The following is a 21,704-nucleotide window of genomic DNA, read 5'->3' on the forward strand; positions in this document are numbered from 1 at the left end:
AATTTTAAATTGATCACACTTTGAAAGTTATTTATTTCAAAATGAAACCTAAATGATAGGTTAATATGAAAGATAACAAATGAGGAGAGGAAAGAAGTCATGCAGATCTATCTTGATACCGCGGATATCGACGCCGTCACCCGATTAGCACGCACGCTGCCGCTGGCAGGTGTAACCACAAATCCCAGTATTATCGCCGCCGCAGGTGTTCCCATCCGCCAGCGATTACCGGAACTGCATCAGGCGCTGGCGGGGAAAGGACGTCTTTTTGCCCAGGTTCTGGCGGGAAACGCAAAGGAGATGGTCAAGGAAGCGTTTGAACTGAGGCGGTGCATTGCCGACCTGATCGTCAAAGTCCCAGCCACCGCGGAAGGTCTGGCGGCGATAAAGATCTTGCACAGCGAGGGCATCCCCACGCTGGGAACCGCCGTCTACGGCGCGGCGCAAGGGCTGTTTTCCGCACTGGCAGGCGCAGAATATGTGGCGCCGTATGTCAATCGCATCGACGCGCAGGGAGGCAACGGGATACAGACCGTGAGCGAACTTCAACAATTGCTGACGCTGCACGCGCCGCACGCCACGGTACTGGCGGCCAGTTTTAAAACGCCGCGTCAGGCGCTGGACTGCATGCTGGCAGGATGCCGGGCCATTACGCTGCCTGTCGACGTGGCGGAACAGTTTATCAATACGCCCGCGGTACTGGCGGCAATAGGAAAATTCGATAACGACTGGAAGAAAGCGTTTGGCAGCTTGACGCTATAAAGTGAAGAACATTTTCTTTCAAGATAAAAGAGAAATCGTGGCGATGCGTTTGTACGCGTTATTCCGCGTACAAACGCATCGCGTATACGGCGGGAATGCCTGCTCTATTCGCAATACTGCCGCAACGCATCCTGCTTTTCCGGCAACAAGCGATAGAGATACACCGGACGGCCCGTTGAACCATACAGAATATTGGTGGCAAGAATACCGGTCTCAGCCAGATAGATCAGATACTTACGGCACGAGACGCGGGAAATGCCGATAGCATTGGCCAGCATTTCCGTTGAAAATTCAGCCCCCTGATTCCCTTCAATCCACTCACACACGGTGCGCAACGTTAAGCTGGTCAGTCCTTTCGGCAGTTTCTTACGCTCACTGGCCGAATTGCTGTTGGTACGGCGAATCAGGTTATCGATATCAGACTGCGCCACGAAATCACGGTGTTTCAGTAAATTCGCTTCTTCACGGTAGGCCGTTAATGCCTGTTCAAAACGGGAGAACTGGAAAGGCTTGATCAGGTAATCCACCACACCGTAGTGCAGCGCTTTTTTGATGGTATGGACGTCACTGGCGGAAGAAATAATAATCACATCCGTCTTCTCACTGAATTCACGGATGGTTGGCAACAAATCCAGCCCGTTATCCTGCTGCATATAGATATCCAGCAACACCAGGTCGATTTCGGAATTCGGTTGCATCAGTAAATTTCTTGCCTGTTGCAATGTGGGCACTGTCGCATAACAGCTAAATCCGGAAACCTGATTCAGATAAGATTTATTTAGCTCTGCAACCATGGCATCGTCATCAACAATCAGTACATTAATCATGGTCAAACAGCCTTGCTTGATAAGGGATATTAACGAAAAACTGGGTATATACCTCAGGTTCCGACTCAAAATCGATGTGGCCGCCGATCTTTTCCAGACTCTGTTTGGTCAGATACAGGCCAATACCGCGTCCACTGCCTTTAGTGGAAAAACCTTGCTCATAAATACGTTCCTGATCCGCCAGCGCAATGCCGGGGCCGTCATCACCAACCGTAACATGTAAACGTCCATCCTGATGATGGAAACTGACGCTGATTTCGCAATTTTCCTGGCCGTTTATGGCGTCCATGGCGTTCTCAATCAGGTTACCCAGCACCGTAATCAATTCATTGGTTGCATCGACATTATCCGTGTCCGGCAACAGACTTTCTTCGCTAATGGATAACGTAATGCCAAGATCGCGGGCGCGGTTAATTTTACCCAACAAGAAACCGGCGATCACCGGCGATTTTACTTTACGAATAATGGAGCCAATTTCCGCCTGATAGTTATTGGCGGTTTTCAAAATATAATTCTCCAGCTGAGAATAATATTTTAAATGCAGCATCCCCAATATCACATGCAGCTTATTCATAAACTCATGCGACTGCGCCCGCAGGGCGTCCGCATAGTAGGACATCCCGGTCAAACGCTGTAGTAGCTGACTGATCTCCGTTTTATCACGAAACGTCGCGATTGCCCCGATAATATCGCCCTTCACAAACACCGGCACGGTATTGGTCAGCAACAGGTGTCCGTTAAAGTTGATTTCCTCATCACGACGGGGAGTGCCGCTTTCCAAAACCTGCTTCAGGTGTAAGTGCTCCAGCCATTGCTCGCTGACGCGCTCCGTAGACTTATTCAGCAACGGATTATCCTGACGGAATAGCCGCCTGGCCTCATCGTTAATCACGGTAATACGCGCCTGTTGATCAACCGCGATCACACCTTCCTTGATATGTTTCAACATGGCATTACGCTGTTCAAACAGATTGGATATTTCGAACGGTTCAAAACCCAGCATAATCCGTTTGAGCACCTTCACCAGAATCAAGGTTCCCAACCAGCCGACCAGCGCCCCGGCAAGGATTGCCCACGGGATCATCCAACGGTTATCACTGATAACTTTTTGCACACTGGTCAACGCAATGCCGAGCGCAACCACGCCGACCTGCCGATGATCGTAGTCAAACACCGGCGTAAACACCCTCAATGCCGGATCAAGCGTGCCACGGTTAATCGAGGTGTTTTCCACCCCCAGCAGCGAGGGATAAATGTCGCGACCGGCAAAATATTCACCAATCCTTTCCGGTTCCGGATGACTGTGGCGAATGGTATCCATATCGGTGACGGTAACGAAGAGCAACTGATTACGCTGACGGACCATTTCCGCCGCCCGTTGAACGTCATCCGGATTTCCAAAGCCCTTCAGGTCATTAATAACCGCAGGGGAAGCAGCAAAGGTACGGGCAATCGAGAAGGCTTTTTCCCGCAGATGATCTTCTGATAATTGATTGATGCGAAAAAACAATAAGGAGTACACCATCAACAATACTGCGCCAATCACAACAGAAACCATTAGAAACACCGACGTCCCTAACTTCAACGGTGCTTTTTTCTTGCTCATGTCGCTCTCCAGAATAACCATCATGACACCGTTATCTTATACTGTTTCGCCACTTTTCGCGTATTGGGATAAACGCGCCAACCACGGGTGGTTGAGCGCGTTATATTAGAAAGGAACTAGAATAAAGCTGAAGACAAGGGCGTTATCTGGCCTTACCAGAAACCAAGCAGTTTCCACCACATGCCGCCCACACCCAACCAGATTGGAATGATGACCAGGCTGACAAAGAAACCAATCTTCCACCAGGTGCTCAACGGCACGTAACCACAGCCAAACAGAATCGGCGCCGGTCCACTGGAATAGTGGGTCGTGGACATAAACAGGTTACTGAAGATACCGAAAACCAGCACGGTCAGCATCGGTGGCGCACCTGCCGCCAGCGCAATCGAAACAAAAATCGCATACATCGCACTGATGTGGGCAATCGCACTCGCCATCAGATAGTGGCTGTAGTAGTAAACCAGCAGCAGCAGGCCGAGCATCGGCAACCAGTGCATACCGCTTACCGCACTACCTGCCAGCCCTCCCATCCAGGCAATCAACCCCATTTTGTTAAGCTGTCCCGCCAGCGTCATCAGCACGGCGAACCAGACAACGGTGTGCCACGCTTCTTTTTCACCGACCACGTCATCCCAGGTCAGGGCACGGCTGAGCAGCAGCACACTCAGCCCCGCCAGCGCCGTCAGGGTGGCATCAATGTTCAACGTAGAACCCAGCACCCAGAACGTCACCAGACCCACGAAGACGCCTAATACGACCCATTCATCGCGGCTCATCGCCCCCATTTCACGCAGCCTTTCGACAGCAATGGCGCGCATTTCTGAGGTTTTTTTCAGTTCCGGCGGATAGAAGCGGTAGATCAGATAAGGAATCAGCGCCAGCGACAGGAAACCAGGCAACAACGTGGCCAATGCCCAATCGGTCCAACTGATATGAATACCGAACTGAGACGCCAGCTTGGCAACCATCGGGTTGCCCGCCATGGAGGTCATGAACATCGCTGACGTTACGGCGTTACACTGGAAAATGGACTGCACCAGGAAAGCGCCGATACGACGCTGCGTGCCTTTTTCCGGCGTTGAATCATACGCTTCGGAAATGGAGCGGAACAGCGGCGTGATAATCCCGCCACAGCGTGCGGAGGTGGAAGGCATGGCGGGCGCAAACAGTAAATCGGTGAATACCAATCCATAGGCCAGGCCCAGTGAGCTGTTACCCAGTTTGCTGATAAACAGCAGACCGATACGGCGGCCAAAACCGGTCTTGATAAATCCGCGGGAAATAAAGAACGCGCAGGCGATCATCCAGATGGTCGGATCGCTGAATCCCGCCAAAACATCTTTAATGGATAACAGACCGAGGATTGCGACAGACGTCAGGCTGAACATTGCCATGGCGCCGAGCGGGTAAGGCGAGAGAATCAGACCGACAACCGTGGCAATAAAAATCGCCATTAAATGCCAGGCGTCGGGTTTAACCCCTTCAGGAACCGGGAGTAACCATAACCCACCGGCAATACAAAGTATGATCAGGAGCTTTAGCAACCTGCTACTATTTGCAGACATAAGAACACCACTCTTCATTAAAACGAATTCTCTAATTCACGACGGATGTCCCGTGCGGAAGCGTTGGCGTTTCTTTTATTCTTCCTTCATCATCCAGCAGGTTAATGCGATATTAACGAGCACAACAGGAAACATCTGTGGAAAAAAAAGGACGAGAAAATAACAGGTCAGGGGGCTTTTCTCGTCCCATCAAATCGAATAACTAATGAAAAGATAATATTATAAAGCGATCTGAAAATAGCATTACTTTAATTACTAAATGTGATTATTAGTTTATTTAGCAATTCTTTTTTAGGATAATGGGGAAAATAAAAAACCTTTAAATTCAATAATAATTGACAATTAAAGAACATAAAATTAACTTGAATCCACCTTATAAACCCAATATAAAAACCACATTATTTGAAAGGTCTTTATATTCCTTTTTACCGCCAACCATTTATACAAATTTATTTATTTTAAACACAATATTCCCATTAAATAAAAATAATTAAGGAGAGGAATTCTCCCCTCCTTAATTGGTTTTATTTTTTATCCTGACGATAACATTTCAGCACGCTTTTCAAGCAAATGGCTTTCCCGCCGTGTGCGCTACATCGCCCAGAACAGAACGGCCAGTAGCTGGGGCGACATAATGCGTAAAAACATCGCCAGCGGATAGACCGTGGCATAGGAAAGCGCCGCGGCGCCACTGCTGGAATGCAATCCATTGGCAAACGCCAGCGCCGGCGGATCCGTCATTGAGCCGGCCAACATCCCGCACAGCGTCAGATAATTCATTTTGCCCACCGTTCGCGCCAACACGCCGACAATCAGCAGCGGAATAATGGTAATCAGCGCACCGTAGCCGATCCACCACAGCCCATCGCCATACAACAGAGTGTCAATAAAATCACCGCCGGATTTCAGCCCGACCACCGACAGAAACAGCACAATGCCCAGTTCACGCAGCGCGAGGTTGGCGCTGGGGGGCATAAACCAATACAGCTTACCAATGCCGCCAATTCGCCCAAGGATCAGCGCAACCACCAGCGGCCCTCCCGCCAGCCCCAACCTTAAAGCGACAGGAAACCCCGGAATAAACAGCGGAATCGATCCTAACAAAACGCCCAGACCAATCCCGATGAATACCGGCAACATTTGTACCTGCTGAAGTTTCTGCTGCGCGTTTCCCACGATATCCGCCACGGCATCAATGGCGGATTTTCGTCCAACCAGATTCAGAATATCCCCGAATTGCAGACTGGCATTGTGACCGGCGACCAGTTCGACGCCGGCACGGTTCAGACGGGAAATGACCACATCGTAGTTTTGCTTCAGGTTTAACTCACGAATCCGGCGCCCCAGCACCTTTTCGTTGGTCACGACCACCCGCTCAACATGCAAATCGGTACCACGGGTCGATAGCGATGTATCCACTTCCTGACCGATCACCAATCGCGCCTGTTCCAGATCGTTTTTCGTCCCGACCAGATGCAAATAATCGCCCTGTTGAATCACCGTCGCCGGAGAAGGCACCATCAGTTCATCGCCACGCTTCAGGCGAGAGCAAACGATCGTGTCATTGTTCAAAATGGGGACATTCTGAATCGCCAGTCCCTGTAAATTGGCGTTCGTTACCGACACGTTCATCGTAAGCAGCTGTTCATGATGCTGCCCGCTGTGGTTTTCAAACTGTTTTGCCTCCGCATCGATCGCTACGCGAAACAGAACCCGCAACAGCCATATCACCAGCAGGATGCCGCAGATACCCAGCGGGTAAGCCATGGCATAGCCCATTCCCATTTGATTTACCATCGCGCTGCTGGAGCCGAGATCGGTCAGGATTTGCTGGCCCGCGCCGAGCGAAGGCGTATTCGTCACGGCACCCGAGAAAATCCCGAGAATAATGGGGAGAGGAACATTGAAAATTTTATGAATCCCGACGGTTACCAGACAGCCGAGAAATACCGTCAGAATGGCAAAACCGTTGAGACGCAAACCAGAAACACGCAAAGAAGAGAAAAAACCCGGACCGACCTGAATCCCAATGGAATACACAAACAGAATTAAGCCGAACTCCTGAATAAAATGCAGCATGTCGCTATTCAGCGTGAACTGATAGCTCTGGGCAAAATGCCCGACGATGATCCCTCCGAACAAGACCCCGCCAATCCCTAAACCTACACCGTAAATCCGCCAGTTACCGATCCATAAGCCCAGAACAGCTACCAGCGCCAGCATACTAACGGTAAGCGCGATATCACTCATACCCTGTATCCTTTTTGTGCGGACTTATCCTCTTGAGAAAAAAACAAAAGCCGACAACTCGTCTGAGTCTGGGCTTTTACTGCCATTGATTCTGGCAGAACGGTTCGGGGGGAAACGTGGCGGGCAGCACAAAAAAACGCCGGGAGCGTTTTTTGACCTCGCATTGGGGACGGCGGGCCATAAAAAATGCCCGCGGCTTAGCTAAGTCGCGGGCACAACAAACAAAACCGGGATCATGAACGCCGTCGGCTTATCCGTTAGATTCACTCTCTTCGGCTGACTGGGTTAACGCCGGCCGGCTGCCGCCAATCGCAATCCGCTGCGGTTGCAGCGCTTCCGGTACTTCACGCACCAGATCAATGTGCAACAGGCCGTGTTCAAAATGTGCGTCGGAGACATGCAGATGCTCCGCCAGAGTAAAACTCAGAGAGAATGGCTTCAACACCAGCCCCTGATGCAGGTATTCCACTTTTTTCTCTGCCGGCGTCGGGCTACCTTTCACCGTCAGGCGCGGGCCTTCTACCTCAATATCCAGTTCGCTTTGCTGGAATCCCGCTAAAGCCAGTGTGATGCGATAATGGTTATCGTCTTTTTTCTCAATGTTATACGGAGGGAACTCAATCGGTTCCTGACCGCCCATCGAACTGGCTAGTTTGTCGAAACCAATCCACTGACGCAGCAGCGGTGATAAATCATAGTTACGCATAATATTTACTCCTTCTATGAAGCGAGACAATCTCTCCCGGTCGCGGCGAAGCGCGGCCGGGTTCGCCCCCATTCGGCGGACGAAACAGGTTTATTCATTTGTTTTACTGCCATGCCGCCGCCACCGACGGCAGGTCAACGCCGGTTATTTGATTTCAATCCGACGCGGCTTCATCGTTTCCGGCACGATACGTTCCAGATCGATATACAGCAGACCGTTTTGCAAATTGGCGCCTTTCACCTGGATATGCTCTGCCAACTGGAACTTGCGTTCAAAATTGCGCTCGGCAATGCCTTGATACAGGTAGTTGCGGGCCGTTTGTTCACCAGCATGCGCACCTTTCACCATCAACAGGTTGTCATGCGCGGTAATATCCAGTTCCTGTTCGGCAAAACCGGCGACAGCAATGGCGATACGGTATTGGTTTTCGTCAACCAACTCGACGTTGTACGGGGGATAGCCGCCATTACTTTGGGCCTGACCGCTTTCCAGCAGATTAAACAGGCGATCAAAACCGATAGCGGAACGGTAAAGCGGAGAAAAATCAGGGTTACGCATAAAACAGCCTCCTAAAATATTCAGCGAGGATTAACAATCAACCTTCCATCAGGACAGGCACGGCCTGAACAGATACCCTTACGGCATATCCTTTTCATCAGGCTTATCATCAATATGGTGACCCCTCTCAGACTTTCAATGGCATGAAAAGAAAAATTCGTGCTTTTCATGCAAAATTCACCCATAAATCGAGTGTTATCACATACACTCAATAATGCGACAGACAAGGTACCGTCGCATAACAACTGCCTATCCCCGGATGGACGATACGATTACCATGCGAAAAAAGACCATGCTGAAAAGTGCTTTCTTCTCTTTCATCATCACCGGCAGCGGTATTGCGTCGCTTAGCGGCTGTTCCAGCGTGATGACGCACACGGGGGGAGACCAGGGATATTACCCCGGTACGCGCGCCAGTATGAATATCCTGCGCGATGACGATACCAGTTGGGCGATGATGCCGCTGGTGGTGCTTGATTTGCCGTTTTCCGCCGTCGCCGATACGCTGTTGCTACCCTATGACTATTACCGGCTGGGGAGTAATGACACGTCGATGCGCGAACGCGTTTTACACCGCGAGCAAGAGAATCAACCGACCGATCCGCAGACCGTACCGGCCCATCATCCGCTTTAAGCCCGCGGTTTACCCCTTTATGCGGGCCGATCTTGTGCTCATCACGCCGTCGTAACGACAGCGATTTTTCCCGCTATCCACGTTCAATCTGCCCGCACAGCAAGGCCTGCGCGCATTTGCAGTTTCTGAGAATCGTTATCCCATAAAGTTTATACAATATAAAATATATATTTGTTAGGTTGAATTCTGTTCACAAGCACAAGCCAATACCAATAGCGCCCAACCACTTTCAAAGTGCAGCAAATCCGGAAAGATGGCGGGCAGAACAGAATTCATCAGGGGGTTTTATGTCATGGTTCACCCAACTGTCCCGCTGGGGACGATATACATTACTGGTTCTAAGTCTGACGGCGGCGCAGGCTCTGGCCGCTACGCCGCAGCACGGCGGCACGCTGACGTTAATACTCTCCAGCGAACCCTCTTCACTGGTTTCTTTGGCAACGGTGGCGCAGCCGGCCATTGCCGTCAGCGGCAAAGTCAGCGAAGGTTTGCTGACATACGACTACGATCTCAACCCGCTGCCGCAGTTAGCGACGTCCTGGGAAATCAGCCCGGACGGCAAAACGTATACGTTTCATTTGCGTAAAGGCGTGAAATGGCATGACGGACAGGACTTCACCTCGGCGGACGTCGCTTACTCCATTCAATTGCTGAAGAAAGTGCATCCGCGCGCCAGCAGCACTTTTGCCAACGTGACGGATATCAAAACGCCCGACCCGTTAACCGCCGTGTTTGAACTTTCCCATCCCGCTCCGTATTTACTTCGCGCATTTGCCGCGGGCGAAACGCCGATAATTCCCAAACATATTTACGACGTTGCCGGCACGGATCCGTTGAAAAGCGCCAACAACAACGCGCCGATTGGCACCGGCCCGTACGTATTCAGCGAATGGGTGCGCGGCAGTCACATTGTGTATAAGCGTAACCCGGACTATTGGGATAACCCGAAACCCTATATCGATCAGCTGATTGTGAAATTCTCGCCGGATGCCGTTGTACGGTCGCTGGCGCTGGAAACCGGTGAAGCGGATATCGCCTACCGGACTCCGGTCGCCCTGAGTGATATCGCGCGGCTGAAAAAAGAGGGGAAACTGGGCTTTGAAACCAAGGGGAACAACTACTCTTACAGCGTGGCGTCACTGCAATTCAATCTGGACAATCAATACTTTAAGGATCTCAGAGTACGTCAGGCGTTTTCACACGCGATCGATCGTGATGCGCTGCTGCGAATCGCCTATTTTGGGCAAGGCGTCGTCACCGCATCGCCTATCGCTCCCGGGTTGAAAACCTTCCACGACCCATCGCCGTCGCCTTATCCGTTTGATATCGATGCCGCCAACCGTCTGCTTGATGAAGCGGGTTATCCGCGCGGCGCCGATGGCGTCCGTTTTCCTATCACCCTCGACTACAACACCTATGACGACGCGTTTCGCCGTATTGCTGACTTTACCCGCTCGTCATTGGCAAAAATCGGGGTGGCGATAACCCTGCGCTCATCCGATATTTCCACCCACACCAAACGCGTCTATACCGATCGCGATTTTTCACTGGCCGTTGGCATGTTCGCCAATCTGTACGATCCGACAGTCGGCGTACAGCGTCTTTACTGGTCGAAGAATTTCCGCATCGGACTGCCATTCTCCAATGCTTCCCACTACGTCAATCCGGAAGTCGATCGCTTGCTGGAAGCCGCACAGACGGAAAACGATCCCGCAAAACGTATCGAGCAATTTAACGCATTCCAGAAAATCGTGATGCACGACGCCCCGGATATCAACCTGATATCGCCGCTGTTCATCACCATCTACAACCCGCGCGTACACGATCACTCGCTCACCGCCGATGGCGTGGAAGGGAATTTGTCGGGCGTGTGGGTGGAGCCTAAACGCTAAGGTGTTTGTTGACAGGCGGAGGCTATTACTCCGCCTGCTCGCGCAGCGAAAAACGCGCGCCGTTCAGGTGTTGCGAAAGCAGTGCCGCACCGCGTTCGCCATCCTGCTCGACGATGGCGCGCAGAATTTCCGCGTGCTCTTCCGCCACCACTTTCCAGTCGCCACGGCGATCGTTAAGCTGGTTACCTTTAAAACGGATACGGTAAAGACGGGCATTCAGGTTGGCATGCACCTCGATCAGCGTCTCATTGTGCGAGGCACGTACCAGCGCCAGATGAAATGCCTGATTGGCATGAAAATAGCGCAGTGACTCGCCCGCGTTGAACGCCGCCATCAACGCGTTTTCATGCTGCTGCAACACCTTGATATCGGCTGGCGTCGCATGCCGGGCCGCCAGCCTCCCCGCCAGCTTCTCCATTTCGGTATAGACCACCAGCATATCTTCCACTTCACGCGCATCCAGCGATGCCACAACCACCCGTTTGTTTGGCTTCATATCCACCAGACGCTGGGCCGCCAGCATTTTCAGCGCTTCGCGCAGCGGCGTCTGGGAGATTTGCAGGGTTTCACAAATCGACTGTACATTAATGGGATCGCCGGGCTTCAGGATGTCCTGAATAATTAAATCGCGCACATAATCCGCCACCTGATCGGTAAGCGGCCGACGATCTACGGTTACCGCGGGAAGCGTAACCACGCCATCCTGTTCTGAATCATTCATCTGTGCCATAGCGCCCTCAATGCCGCCAGCATCCCCGATTCCTGACGGATATTCACCGCAGAAAATCCCACACGGCATATGCAATAAATGGGAATGGATAGCTGATAAAGTTTATACAATATAAAATATATATTTGTTAATTTGACTGCAACTTAGCCAACGGACGTTGGCTTGTCAACGTCAAAAAACAGAAGGAATTTCCCATGAGTAAGCCCCGTAATGAACCTGGCGAACAACCGGCTTCCCTTTCATGGCTTAAACTGGCGGAAACACCATTGACCGGCGACGTGCTGGAAGTTATCGAGCGTACCGCAGCCAAAGTCGGCCACCGCCGCAATGCGCAATTGATTCTGGCGCATTATCCGGATTTGCTGATTGCGCAAGACGCGCTCAGCCGGGCATTGAATCAGCCGCAAGACAGCGGACTCACCGCGCAGGAAAGAGAGTTAATCGCCGTCGTCGTCAGCGCCGAAAATCGCTGCGCTCCGTGCGTGTTCGCCCATGCCGCCACGCTGCGCCAGATCAGCGGCGATCCTGTGTGGGTTGGCCAGATTGAAGTCAACTACCGTCATGCGTCGCTGACCTTACGCGAGCGGGCATTGGCCGACTATGCCCGGCAAATCACCCAGGCGCCGCAAAATATCGAACCGGAACATCTGGACGCCCTACGTCAGGCAGGGTTGACCGAGCGGGATATTCTGGACGCGGCGGCCATCGCCAGCTATTTCAATTATAGCAACCGTCTGAACAGCGCACTTGGCGTCAAGCCAAATGTCGAAGCCTATCTGGACGCCCGTTAAAATGAGTTCATCCTTTGATTCCCGTTTGGCCCAGCAGTTCGCCGAGCAAAATATCCTGTCGCTGGACGTCCTGCGCCGTCGGCAAAGCATGAAGTGGCAACATTATGCGCTCGATATTTTACCCGCCTGGGTCGCGGAAATGGATTATGCCCCGGCACCGGCGATTACCGATGTTCTGCGCCACTGGCATCAGGATCAGGATACCGGCTACCCTTACCGCCAGCGCGATCGCGCCGAACACACGCTGGCCCGAGCGTTCAGCCGCTATATGCAGCGGGATTTTGGCTGGGAAACCGATCCGACAAATGTGCTGGCGGTAAATGAACTGGTTCAGGCGGTTTACCTGCTCATTCTGGCATTCAGCCAGCCGGGCGACGGCGTATTATTGCAAACGCCCAGCTATCCGCCTTTTTACGATGCCATTCGCGAAACCGGCAGGCGCTTACAGGCCAGTTCGCTGGTGGATAACGGACAAGGTTACGAAATCGATTTTGACCATCTTGAACGCCAGATCGACGCCAGCACGCGCATTCTCCTGCTGTGCAATCCCCATAACCCTACCGGGCGGGCTTTTCGTCGGGAAGAGCTGGAAAAACTGGCGGCGCTGGCAGAGGCCCATGACCTGCTGGTGATCGCCAATGAAATCCATGCCGATCTGGTTTTACCGGGTCACCAGCATATTCCGTTTGGTTCGCTGCGCCCGGATCTGGCATCCCGCACCGTGACGCTCAATTCGGCCAGTAAAAGCTTTAATATCGCGGGATTACGCTGCGGGCTGATGTACTTTGGCGACGGCGAGCTAAAACAGCGCTTCACCCGGCGGCTTCCCGCCAAAGTGCTCGGCTACCCTTCCGGCGTTGGCATTGACGCCACCGTTGCGGCATGGGATCGCGGACAACCCTGGCTGACGGGCTTACGGCACTACCTCTACGAGCGCCGCGAGCAGGCGATCGCGACATTACAACACGCCTTGCCAGCCGTAAAACTGTACGCACCGCAGGCAACCTACTTTGCCTGGCTTGATTTCAGCGCATTATCGCTGCCCACCGCGGCGGGTAGCCATTATCTGCAACACGGCAAACTGGCGCTCAGCGCCGGGGAAACCTTTATTCCATCTGGCGGATCGTTCGCCAGACTCAATTTCGCCACGTCAAAGCAGATTTTGCAGCAGATACTGGAAACGCTGATCGACGCCACGCCGCACTGAGACCGCACCGGAGAGAAAAGATGAGCAACGATCCCCGTCCTGACCGCGCCACCTCCGCGACCATCGGGATCCTGATGGTAAAAACGCATTTCCGTCGCTATCTGGGTGACATTGGCAATGCCGAAACCTGGTCCTTCCCCGTACGTTACCGCGTGGTGGAAGAAGCCATTCCCCAGCGGATGGGGCATCTGGATCAGCACAATCTGTTGGAGCCGTTTAAACGGGCGGCGCAATCGCTGATTGATGAAGGCGTCGACGGACTGACCACCAGCTGCGGTTATTTATCCTATTACCAACAGGAGCTGGCCGCCTGGTCGTCGGTGCCGATCGTCACCAGTAGCCTGCTTCAGTATCCTCTGGTGGAACGATTATTACCGGCGGGAAAACAGCCGTTGATTCTGACGTTTGACGATCGGACGCTGCGGGGCGATTATCTGGAAAAAGTCGGTATCCCGGCGCGGGCCGCCGTGTCCGGCATGCCGCCGGATTCGGAATTTGTCCGCGCTATCGGTCAGGGGGATGACAGCGTTTCCTATGCCACGCTGGAACAGGAAGTGCTGGCAATGGCCAGACAGGCGCTACTCCGCTTTCCCAACACGGGCGCGCTGGTGCTGGAATGTACTAATCTCGCGCCGTTCAGTGCCTCGCTGCATGACCATCTCGGTCTGCCGGTATTCGATACCGTTACGCTGGTGAACGGGTTTCAGGCGGCATTACAACCTAAGGCTTATGATGGCGGTGAAAAATGGTGCATTTAGTCAACGAACGCCGGCGGTGTAACCCACGATGAACGATCGGCATTACGATGTTGTGGTCATCGGCGGCGGGATTGTCGGTCACGCCGTGGCTTATGGGTTGAGCCAGAAAAAAATCAGCGTAGCGATTTGTGATGGCGGCGACAGTGATTTTCGCGCCTCACGCGGTAATTTCGGTCTGGTCTGGGTGCAAGGCAAAGGGCTGACATGTCCGCCGTATAATGAATTATCCCGGCTGGCCTCCCAGCAATGGCCGGATTTCGCCCGGCGCCTACAGACAGAAACCGGCATCGATTGCGGCTTTCGCCGCCCCGGCGGATTGAATATCTGCATCAGCGCCGATGCGCTGGCGCAGGCTGAACAGGCAATGCGGCAATTGCAACGCGGCAATCCCTCATTCTGCTATCAGGTTTGGGATTCTGCGGCGTTACGCCGGCATGTGCCGGTCATTTCACCACAGGTGGCGGGCGCCATCTACTCCCCCCATGACGGACACGCCAATCCTCTGCTGACGCTGCGGGCGCTGTCGCACGCGTTTATACAGGCCGGCGGCCGCTACTTTCCCAATACGCCGGTCAACGACATTGAGCGCGACGGCGACAATTTTCGCCTGCATACCGCACAGGGAGAAATCCGCGCCCGGCGGATCGTGTTGGCGGCGGGACTGGAAAACACCCGGCTCGGCATGCAGGTGGGTTTACCCATTCCGATCGAACCGGTTCGCGGACAGGTGCTGGTCACCGAACGTCTGGCGCCATTGATTGACTATCCCAGCAATATGTTGCGTCAAACGCAGGAAGGCACCGTGATGATCGGCGACTCGCATGAACATGTCGGCCTGAATAACGGTACGCGGCCGGATATTCAACGCGGTATGGCACAGCGGGCGCTGACCGCATTCCCCGCGCTGGCAAATGTACGTATCGTTCGCACCTGGGGAGCATTGCGCATCATGACGCCGGACGGTCTGCCGGTCTATGACACGTCCGATAGTCATCCCGGCGCGTTTGCCGTCACCTGTCACAGCGGGGTCACGCTGGCGGCGTTGCACAGTACCCTCCTGCCCGACTGGATACTCGGCGGGAAACTTCATCATCTTTTTGAGGCGTTCAATGTCCAGCGATTTATTCTTTCACCCTCTGCCGTCGGTTGACGCCACGTTTGTCACCATTTGGGTTAACGGCAACCCATTGCCGGCTCGATCTGACTGGACGATCGCCGCGGCGCTGCTCGCCAATGGCTTGACGGCCTGTCGGACAACGGCCATTGATGCACAGCCTCGCGGGCCTTTCTGCATGATGGGGAGTTGTTTCGAATGCCGGGTTACCGTCGATGACGTACCGAACATTCAGGCCTGCATGACGCCAGTGCGTGCCGGCATGCACATTGCGTTTCCACAGGGAGCCAGAACAGTACAATGAATACGACTGACGCGATGACGCAAACAGCAGATACGCATTCTTTTGAGTCGGACGCCTCCCGCGCACCCGACCTCAAGCGGAATAACATCGATTTATTGATCGTCGGCGCCGGTCCCGCCGGGTTAAAAGCGGCGCAGGAGGCCAGCCAGGCAGGGCTGAGCGTCTGGCTGGCGGATGAAAACCCGCTGCCGGGAGGACAAATCTATCGTCACGTCACCCGCTCGCCCATCAGCCATGCAGACGCCATTTTCGGCCCCGATTACCGTGCCGGACGTCAATTGGCCGGGCAGGCCTTTTCGCCGCGGATTCGCTATCTGCCCAACACGCTGGTCTGGCAAATCACGCCGGAGAAACAGGTTTTTCTGCTGGAAAAAGGCGAAACCACCCGCAACTACCAGATTCAGGCACGCTTCATTTTGCTGGCGGTCGGCGCGCAGGAGCGCACGTTCCCGATGCCGGGCTGGACGCTGCCGGGCGCCATGACCGTCGGCGCGGCACAATTGCTGATGAAATCCGCCGGTCTGTTGCCGCCGGCACAAAGCGTACTGGTGGGAAACGGCCCGCTATTGCTGCTGTTTGCCACGCAGGTTATCCGGGCAGGCGGGCGTATTCAGGCGATTCTCGACACCAGCACGTCGCGCCATTACCTGCGCGCCCTGCCGTTTCTGCCCTCGGCCCTGCGCCACACGTCAGGCTATCTGTACAAAGGCTGGCAGCTGCTGCGCGAAATAAAACGGGCGCGTATTCCGTATTTCTCCGGAGTCAGCAATCTGGCGATCGAAGGCGAAGCGCAGGTGAGCGCCATCGGTTTCACCCGAAAGGGTAAAACGCACCGGCTGGAAACCCCCACGGTGCTGAGCCACATTGGGGTGACGCCCGCCACCCAACTGGCCAATGCCATGGGGTGCCGACTGCAATGGAACGCGCAATATCAATATTGGGAACCCTGCCTGGACGCGTATCTACAATCCAGTCAGCGGGGGGTTTACATTGCCGGCGACGCCAGCGGTATCGTCGGCGCCGCGGCGTCGGCGCTGAGCGGACACCTCGCCGCGCTGGGCATTTTGCAAGCCGCGGGCGTCATCAGTTTTCAGGAACGGGACAAACAGGGGCATGATTTACAGGCGGCGTTGCATAAGGAACTGGCCATCAGGCCCTTTCTTGCCGCGTGCTATCCCGTACCGCAAGCGGCTTACCAGCCAGCGGATGACGTGATGATTTGCCGCTGCGAACAGGTCAGCGCAGGTGATATTCGTCTGGCGGCTAAAATGGGATGCAGCGGCGCCAACCAGCTCAAGGCCTTTACCCGCTGCGGGATGGGGCCGTGTCAGGGACGCATGTGCGCGCAAAATGCCGCGCAGCTGCTGGCTCATACGCAACAGCGCGATATGTCGGGAGTGGGTTATCAACGCAACCGCTTCCCCATCAAACCCATTACGCTGGCGGAACTGGCCCAGAGCGGGGAAGAGTAACGAAATCAGGTACGGCCGCGACAAAAAACGGATTGAATCCGTTAATTTCACGCATGCCGGCAGATGCGACGTCAAATCGCTTTATATATCGTGATGCGTTTTTTTCCATACTATCATTCTGGATGACATCGCTTGCCGGACAGCGCGGTCGTGGCGGTTTTTCCACCGCGGCATCCCATCGGAAACCATCACCTTATTGAGTACGCCGTATTGGGCCAGCAACATCCGGCCAGCCAGTTCCAGTTGATCGGCCTGCATCAACGGCACCAGTGAGATTCGCAGCAGCATCAATCCGGCCAGAACAAGACGATAGCACATGTCCTTCCCTCCTCACCGTTCAGCGCCGAAGCGCTCAGTCCGCGACCCGAATATTCATCACCTTTATCTTGTTGAAACGAACGAATTCCCGATCATATTTTCCAGCGATCTCAATTGTTGATTTATCATCGATTCGAAGATTGATAGGCCACCGTTTGTGATCGATTTTGATTAAAATCGTTCCCGTGCCATCGCTGAATTCATACAGATCGTCATAATAGGCCGCGCGTCTGATGATATTGCCTTTCAGAACCACGAAGTCATGGTCGCGCCCATATTCAAGCAGCGTTTTGACGGAGGTGGGGGAGCCATTGGGGCCGATATATTGCGCCCAGGCGGCGGAACTGCTGATGGCCAGAATGAAGGCGCCAATAATAAAACGTGATTTCATGTTATATCCCTTCTGTTAAACGCGGTGACAGTTACCGCAGAAAGCGACGCTGTCGCTGCTATGGGGAAAGAATAAATGAACGAAAATGAACGGCAGGTGAATACTGAAAAAGGCGCCCGGCGGCGAATACACGCCACCACAGCACTGTTCATGTCAGGTTCATTTTCATGTTGTCAAAATGTCCTATGCGTTCTCTGCCACAGGTACGGATATGAAAAAAAGCGGATTTTCGCGCTACCTCTCTCTTTACCCAATACTGTTTATGCTTGGTCCGGCCCTTCATGCCGGATCGGCTTTAGCAGGGGACAAACACGAGCAGGATTTGGCTCGCTCGGCGTTACAGTCAGGCCAGGTGATCCCCTTTGCCACCGTGCAGTCGCGTCTGATGGAGGAGTGCCAGTGCCAGGTATTGGAAGCCAAGCTGCATTCTGAAAAGAAGCATGACAACAAATGGTTTATCTACGAGATTAAAGCCATTACCCCGAACGGGCGGATCGTAAAGCTGGAGATGGACGCACGCTCCGGCAATATCCTGCGCATGAAAAACAAGGGCTGGAAGAATTGAGAACAAAAATAAGGGGAGCGTGCAGATGAAGATCCTGGTGGCGGAAGACGACATGACGCTGCAAAGGCAGCTTGTCGAGATGCTCAAAACCGCAGGTTATGTTGTGGAGGCCAGTGCCGACGGGCAGGATGTCCATTATCTCGGCGATACGGAAGACTTCGACGCCGTATTGCTGGATCTCGGCCTGCCGGTGATGGACGGGCTGAACATACTCAGAAAATGGCGTGAATCCGGGCGCAATATGCCGGTACTGGTGCTGACGGCCCGGGGCAACTGGCATGAAAAGGTCGCGGGTATTGACGCCGGCGCGGATGACTACCTGACCAAGCCGTTTCATGCATCGGAACTGCTGGCTCGCGTAAGGGCGCTGATTCGCCGCGCCGCCGGACTGGCATCATCGGTGTTGAAGTGTGGCGCCGTCACACTGGATACGCGTAACGGCAGCGTTACCTATGAAGAGAAGCCCGTTGCCCTCACCAGTCATGAATATAAACTGCTGGAATATCTGATGCATCGGCCAGGACGGCTCATTTCACGAACCGAGTTGACGGAACATATTTATGCGCAGGATTTCGATCGGGACTCAAACACCATCGAGGTATTTGTTGGACGCCTGCGTAAAAAACTTCATCCTTCCATCATCCAGACCGTAAGGGGACTGGGCTATCGGCTGATCGACAATGAACAGCCAGACTAACGCGCCCCCCGACCGCAAACGCGCGGGATCGCTGCGGGTCCGGCTGTTTTGGACCACCGTGGGAGGGATCGCGCTGGCGCTGCTGCTTTCCGGTCTGGCCCTGACGACCCTGTTCAGAGATCATGTCGTAAATCAGTTTCAGGCAGCATTAACGCGCCAACTGGATCAGCTTTTGGTGACGCTCGAGTTCGATGACACCGGTCATCCGGAAGTCGATGCGACAGCGCTGTTTGATCCGCGCTTACAGAAACAGTATTCCGGCTTTTACTGGCAGATAGATGAATTTCCTGACGCGGGTTCTCCCGTCATTGGCATACTGCGCTCTCGTTCGCTATGGGATGCCAATCTCTCTTTGCCGTTTGATAACCACACGCCGCCTCCCGGCGAACTGGCCGTCAGTGAAACGGTAGGGCCCGCGGGAGAATCGCTGCTCGTTCTGCAACGCATTGTCTCCTCGCCAGACTCGCCGGGCCGCCACTACCGCCTGATCGTCGCTGGCAATCTGCGTTTCAATCTGGAAGCCACGGAGCGTTTCGGCCGCGCGCTGGCCCTTGCCGAAATCTTCCTGCTGCTGCTATTAACCCTGTCAGCCTGGGCTCAGGTCGCCATCGGCCTTAAGCCGTTGAAGGCGCTACAGCAGGCGCTTAAATCCGTGCGGGATGGCGCGCCCCAGATGGCAGGCCGTTTTCCACAGGAAGTGCAGCCGTTGGTCGACGATTTCAATCAGGTGCTCGCCGCCAATGCAACCGCCGTACAGCGGGCCCGCACGCAGGCCGGCAATCTGGCGCATGCGCTCAAAACGCCGCTGACTATTCTTGAGAACGAGGCCGATCAGGCACAGACTCGCCACGGCAGCATTCCTCCTGAAATCATCAAGGAGCAGCTCGCTCAGATACGCCGCCATATCGACTGGCATCTGATGCGGGCAAGGGTGGCCGCCGTACACGGTTTGTCCGCACAACAAACCAACGTAACGGAAACGGTGTCAGGTTTACTGAGGGTGCTGGACCGCGTGTTCGCTGACAAACCGATTCAGGTGAGCATGCAAGCGCCTTCTCAACCCATCTGGTTTGCCGGAGAAGAACAGGATCTACAGGAAATTGTGGGCAACCTGCTGGAAAATGCCTTCAAATGGTCTCATTCCAGCATTGCCGTCACTCTGTCAACGCTACCGCAGACGCCTGACTGGCTGGAAATCCTGATAGAAGATAATGGCCCCGGCATCGCCGTTTCACGACTGAAAGCCGTCACACAGCGTGGAGTAAGGCTGGATGAAAACACCCCGGGCTCGGGATTGGGTCTGGCCATTGTGCAGGACCTGATCCAACTCTACGGTGGAGAGTTTGAACTGAAAAATCTGCACGGCGACCAGGGCGGGTTACGTGCCCGGGTTTGTCTGCCAGGCGCTAGGGTGAACAGGGCATAGCGGCGCTGGCAATGCGTTTACTCAGGGCGGGGGACGAGTCTGCGAGCCAAAGCCGGCAGGGATATCGCAAGACTCACGCTCCAATTCACATCATTAACGCAATAAACAAATAATTATAATAAGTTACCGGATTTCCGCCCTATTCAGGATTAAGCACAAATTTTTCAATCGCATAGGCCACGCCATCTTCCTGATTGGTTTTGGTCACAAACTGACTGATGGCTTTTACCGCTTCGGTGGCATTCCCCATCGCGACCCCCAACCCGGCATATTTCAGCATGGCCAGATCGTTTTCCTGATCGCCCAGCGTCATCACATTTTCGCGCGTAATACCGAGGTGTTGCGCCAACATTTTCACCCCTTCGCCTTTGTTGACGCGCTTATCCAGAATTTCCAGATAATATTCGGCGCTTTTCATGATGGTGTAACGCTCAAACGCTTCCGGCGGGATTTGGCTGATTGCCCGATCCAGCACCGGCGGCTCATCAATCATCATGACTTTCGGGAATGTCAGGTTACGGTCCATCTCTTCCACCGCACGGTATTTCAGCGGCATACCGGTCAGATGCGCCTCATGGACGGTATAACGGCTGATGTCCTTGTTGGCGGTATAGACGAAATTGAAATCCAGCGCATGGAAATGAACATTCAGCTTACGGGACAGCGCTTCAAAATAGAGATAATCATCAAAGCTCAGCGTCGTTTGCGCCACACAGTCGCCATTTGCCGCACGCTGCACCAGTGCGCCGTTATTGGTGACGCAAAAGCAATCTTCCTGCTGTAAATCCAGTTCTGCCAGATAGCGTTCCACACCAATGAACGGACGGCCCGTCGCCAGCACCACCTGAACGCCTTTCTCTCTTGCCGCGGCGATAGCCGCTTTCACTGCGGGAGAAATTTGATTTTGCGGCGTCAGCAACGTCCCATCCATATCAATTGCGATCAGTTTTATAGACATAATTTTCTCAGCATTAATAACCTGCTTTCATGCTAACGCGATTCAGCGATGAAGTCGCCAGTGAAATGCGGCATGATGGCGCTCCCATGACAGACCAAGTAAAAAGCCGTGCCGACCGCACGGCTTACATCGAGAACGATCCCCATCAGCGACTGAAATGAGGATGGTCATCG

The 21,704-nt window shown here is 53.8% G+C and carries 22 protein-coding genes; 12 read left to right on the forward strand and 10 right to left on the reverse strand.

Features of this window, described 5'->3' with window-relative positions; translation table 11 throughout:
- Window positions 1–99 precede the first annotated feature (99 nt).
- Window positions 100–762 (forward strand): fructose-6-phosphate aldolase, encoded by a 663-nt coding sequence (gene fsa, locus DDT52_RS11335; protein ID WP_136156444.1) that lies wholly within the window; start codon window positions 100–102, stop codon window positions 760–762.
- Between the two features lie 104 nt (window positions 763–866).
- Here fsa and dcuR read toward each other — a convergent pair whose 3' ends face one another.
- The 6 genes from dcuR to ibpA all read right to left on the reverse strand — a co-directional run bounded on the left by dcuR (window position 867) and on the right by ibpA (window position 8,274).
- The gene (dcuR, locus tag DDT52_RS11340; RefSeq protein WP_109054402.1) at window positions 867–1,589 is read right to left on the reverse strand and encodes a two-component system response regulator DcuR; all 723 of its coding nucleotides are present in this window, start codon (window positions 1,587–1,589) and stop codon (window positions 867–869) included.
- Entirely contained in the window at window positions 1,582–3,195 is a 1,614-nt protein-coding gene (locus DDT52_RS11345; RefSeq protein ID WP_136156445.1) for a sensor histidine kinase, read from the reverse strand. The genes dcuR and DDT52_RS11345 overlap by 8 nt, the downstream gene beginning before the upstream one ends.
- A gap of 152 nt (window positions 3,196–3,347) precedes the next feature.
- Window positions 3,348–4,760 (reverse strand): DASS family sodium-coupled anion symporter, encoded by a 1,413-nt coding sequence (locus DDT52_RS11350; RefSeq protein WP_136156446.1) that lies wholly within the window; start codon window positions 4,758–4,760, stop codon window positions 3,348–3,350.
- Window positions 4,761–5,351: 591 nt separating this feature from the next.
- A complete protein-coding gene (locus DDT52_RS11355) occupies window positions 5,352–7,010 on the reverse strand; it encodes a putative transporter (RefSeq protein ID WP_136156447.1) in 1,659 nt (552 codons plus the stop codon).
- Window positions 7,011–7,260: 250 nt separating this feature from the next.
- Window positions 7,261–7,716 carry a small heat shock chaperone IbpB gene (gene ibpB, locus DDT52_RS11360; RefSeq protein ID WP_136156448.1) on the reverse strand — a complete coding sequence of 152 codons (456 nt, stop codon included), beginning with the start codon at window positions 7,714–7,716 and terminating at the stop codon, window positions 7,261–7,263.
- A 144-nt stretch (window positions 7,717–7,860) separates the two neighbouring features.
- Window positions 7,861–8,274 carry a small heat shock chaperone IbpA gene (gene ibpA, locus DDT52_RS11365; protein WP_136156449.1) on the reverse strand — a complete coding sequence of 138 codons (414 nt, stop codon included), beginning with the start codon at window positions 8,272–8,274 and terminating at the stop codon, window positions 7,861–7,863.
- A 277-nt stretch (window positions 8,275–8,551) separates the two neighbouring features.
- Between ibpA and DDT52_RS11370 the strand changes: the two genes are divergently transcribed.
- The gene (locus DDT52_RS11370; RefSeq protein WP_136156450.1) at window positions 8,552–8,908 is read left to right on the forward strand and encodes a YceK/YidQ family lipoprotein; all 357 of its coding nucleotides are present in this window, start codon (window positions 8,552–8,554) and stop codon (window positions 8,906–8,908) included.
- A gap of 287 nt (window positions 8,909–9,195) precedes the next feature.
- Window positions 9,196–10,800, forward strand: coding sequence for an ABC transporter substrate-binding protein (locus DDT52_RS11375; RefSeq protein WP_136156451.1), 1,605 nt, complete (start codon window positions 9,196–9,198; stop codon window positions 10,798–10,800).
- Window positions 10,801–10,825: 25 nt separating this feature from the next.
- Here the strand turns inward: DDT52_RS11375 and DDT52_RS11380 are convergent, their stop codons facing one another.
- Window positions 10,826–11,530 carry a GntR family transcriptional regulator gene (locus tag DDT52_RS11380; RefSeq protein ID WP_168709763.1) on the reverse strand — a complete coding sequence of 235 codons (705 nt, stop codon included), beginning with the start codon at window positions 11,528–11,530 and terminating at the stop codon, window positions 10,826–10,828.
- A 194-nt stretch (window positions 11,531–11,724) separates the two neighbouring features.
- Here DDT52_RS11380 and DDT52_RS11385 point away from each other — a divergent pair, with 194 nt between their 5' ends.
- The 6 genes from DDT52_RS11385 to DDT52_RS11410 are packed head-to-tail and all read left to right on the forward strand — an operon-like array spanning window position 11,725 to window position 17,176.
- Window positions 11,725–12,321, forward strand: coding sequence for a peroxidase-related enzyme (locus DDT52_RS11385; RefSeq protein WP_136156453.1), 597 nt, complete (start codon window positions 11,725–11,727; stop codon window positions 12,319–12,321).
- 1 nt (window position 12,322) lies between these two features.
- Entirely contained in the window at window positions 12,323–13,528 is a 1,206-nt protein-coding gene (locus tag DDT52_RS11390; protein ID WP_168709764.1) for a MalY/PatB family protein, read from the forward strand.
- A gap of 20 nt (window positions 13,529–13,548) precedes the next feature.
- Window positions 13,549–14,286 carry an aspartate/glutamate racemase family protein gene (locus DDT52_RS11395; protein WP_136156455.1) on the forward strand — a complete coding sequence of 246 codons (738 nt, stop codon included), beginning with the start codon at window positions 13,549–13,551 and terminating at the stop codon, window positions 14,284–14,286.
- 28 nt (window positions 14,287–14,314) lie between these two features.
- A complete protein-coding gene (locus DDT52_RS11400) occupies window positions 14,315–15,436 on the forward strand; it encodes an NAD(P)/FAD-dependent oxidoreductase (protein WP_136156456.1) in 1,122 nt (373 codons plus the stop codon).
- The gene (locus DDT52_RS11405) at window positions 15,396–15,704 is read left to right on the forward strand and encodes a (2Fe-2S)-binding protein (protein WP_136156457.1); all 309 of its coding nucleotides are present in this window, start codon (window positions 15,396–15,398) and stop codon (window positions 15,702–15,704) included. Before DDT52_RS11400 ends, DDT52_RS11405 begins: the two co-directional genes overlap by 41 nt.
- A complete protein-coding gene (locus tag DDT52_RS11410) occupies window positions 15,701–17,176 on the forward strand; it encodes an NAD(P)/FAD-dependent oxidoreductase (protein WP_136156458.1) in 1,476 nt (491 codons plus the stop codon). The genes DDT52_RS11405 and DDT52_RS11410 overlap by 4 nt, the downstream gene beginning before the upstream one ends.
- Window positions 17,177–17,257: 81 nt before the next feature.
- Here the strand turns inward: DDT52_RS11410 and DDT52_RS11415 are convergent, their stop codons facing one another.
- Window positions 17,258–17,494: a hypothetical protein gene (locus DDT52_RS11415; protein ID WP_136156459.1), complete on the reverse strand. Its 237-nt coding sequence runs from the start codon at window positions 17,492–17,494 to the stop codon at window positions 17,258–17,260.
- 34 nt (window positions 17,495–17,528) lie between these two features.
- Entirely contained in the window at window positions 17,529–17,885 is a 357-nt protein-coding gene (locus tag DDT52_RS11420; protein WP_136156460.1) for a NirD/YgiW/YdeI family stress tolerance protein, read from the reverse strand.
- Window positions 17,886–18,096: 211 nt separating this feature from the next.
- On the opposite strand from DDT52_RS11420, the gene DDT52_RS11425 reads away from it, so the two are divergent.
- The 3 genes from DDT52_RS11425 to DDT52_RS11435 are packed head-to-tail and all read left to right on the forward strand — an operon-like array spanning window position 18,097 to window position 20,573.
- On the forward strand, window positions 18,097–18,450 hold the full coding sequence (locus DDT52_RS11425; protein WP_168709765.1) for a PepSY domain-containing protein: 354 nt from the start codon (window positions 18,097–18,099) through the stop codon (window positions 18,448–18,450).
- A 25-nt stretch (window positions 18,451–18,475) separates the two neighbouring features.
- Complete coding sequence (locus DDT52_RS11430; RefSeq protein ID WP_136156462.1) at window positions 18,476–19,147, forward strand: response regulator transcription factor; 672 nt, start codon at window positions 18,476–18,478, stop codon at window positions 19,145–19,147.
- Window positions 19,131–20,573, forward strand: coding sequence for a sensor histidine kinase (locus DDT52_RS11435; protein WP_136156463.1), 1,443 nt, complete (start codon window positions 19,131–19,133; stop codon window positions 20,571–20,573). The genes DDT52_RS11430 and DDT52_RS11435 overlap by 17 nt, the downstream gene beginning before the upstream one ends.
- A 139-nt stretch (window positions 20,574–20,712) precedes the next feature.
- Here DDT52_RS11435 and yidA read toward each other — a convergent pair whose 3' ends face one another.
- Complete coding sequence (gene yidA, locus DDT52_RS11440) at window positions 20,713–21,531, reverse strand: sugar-phosphatase (RefSeq protein ID WP_136156464.1); 819 nt, start codon at window positions 21,529–21,531, stop codon at window positions 20,713–20,715.
- Window positions 21,532–21,704 lie beyond the last annotated feature (173 nt).

This window comes from Brenneria roseae subsp. roseae, from assembly GCF_003115845.1.
GTDB classification, from domain to species: Bacteria; Pseudomonadota; Gammaproteobacteria; order Enterobacterales; family Enterobacteriaceae; genus Brenneria; species Brenneria roseae.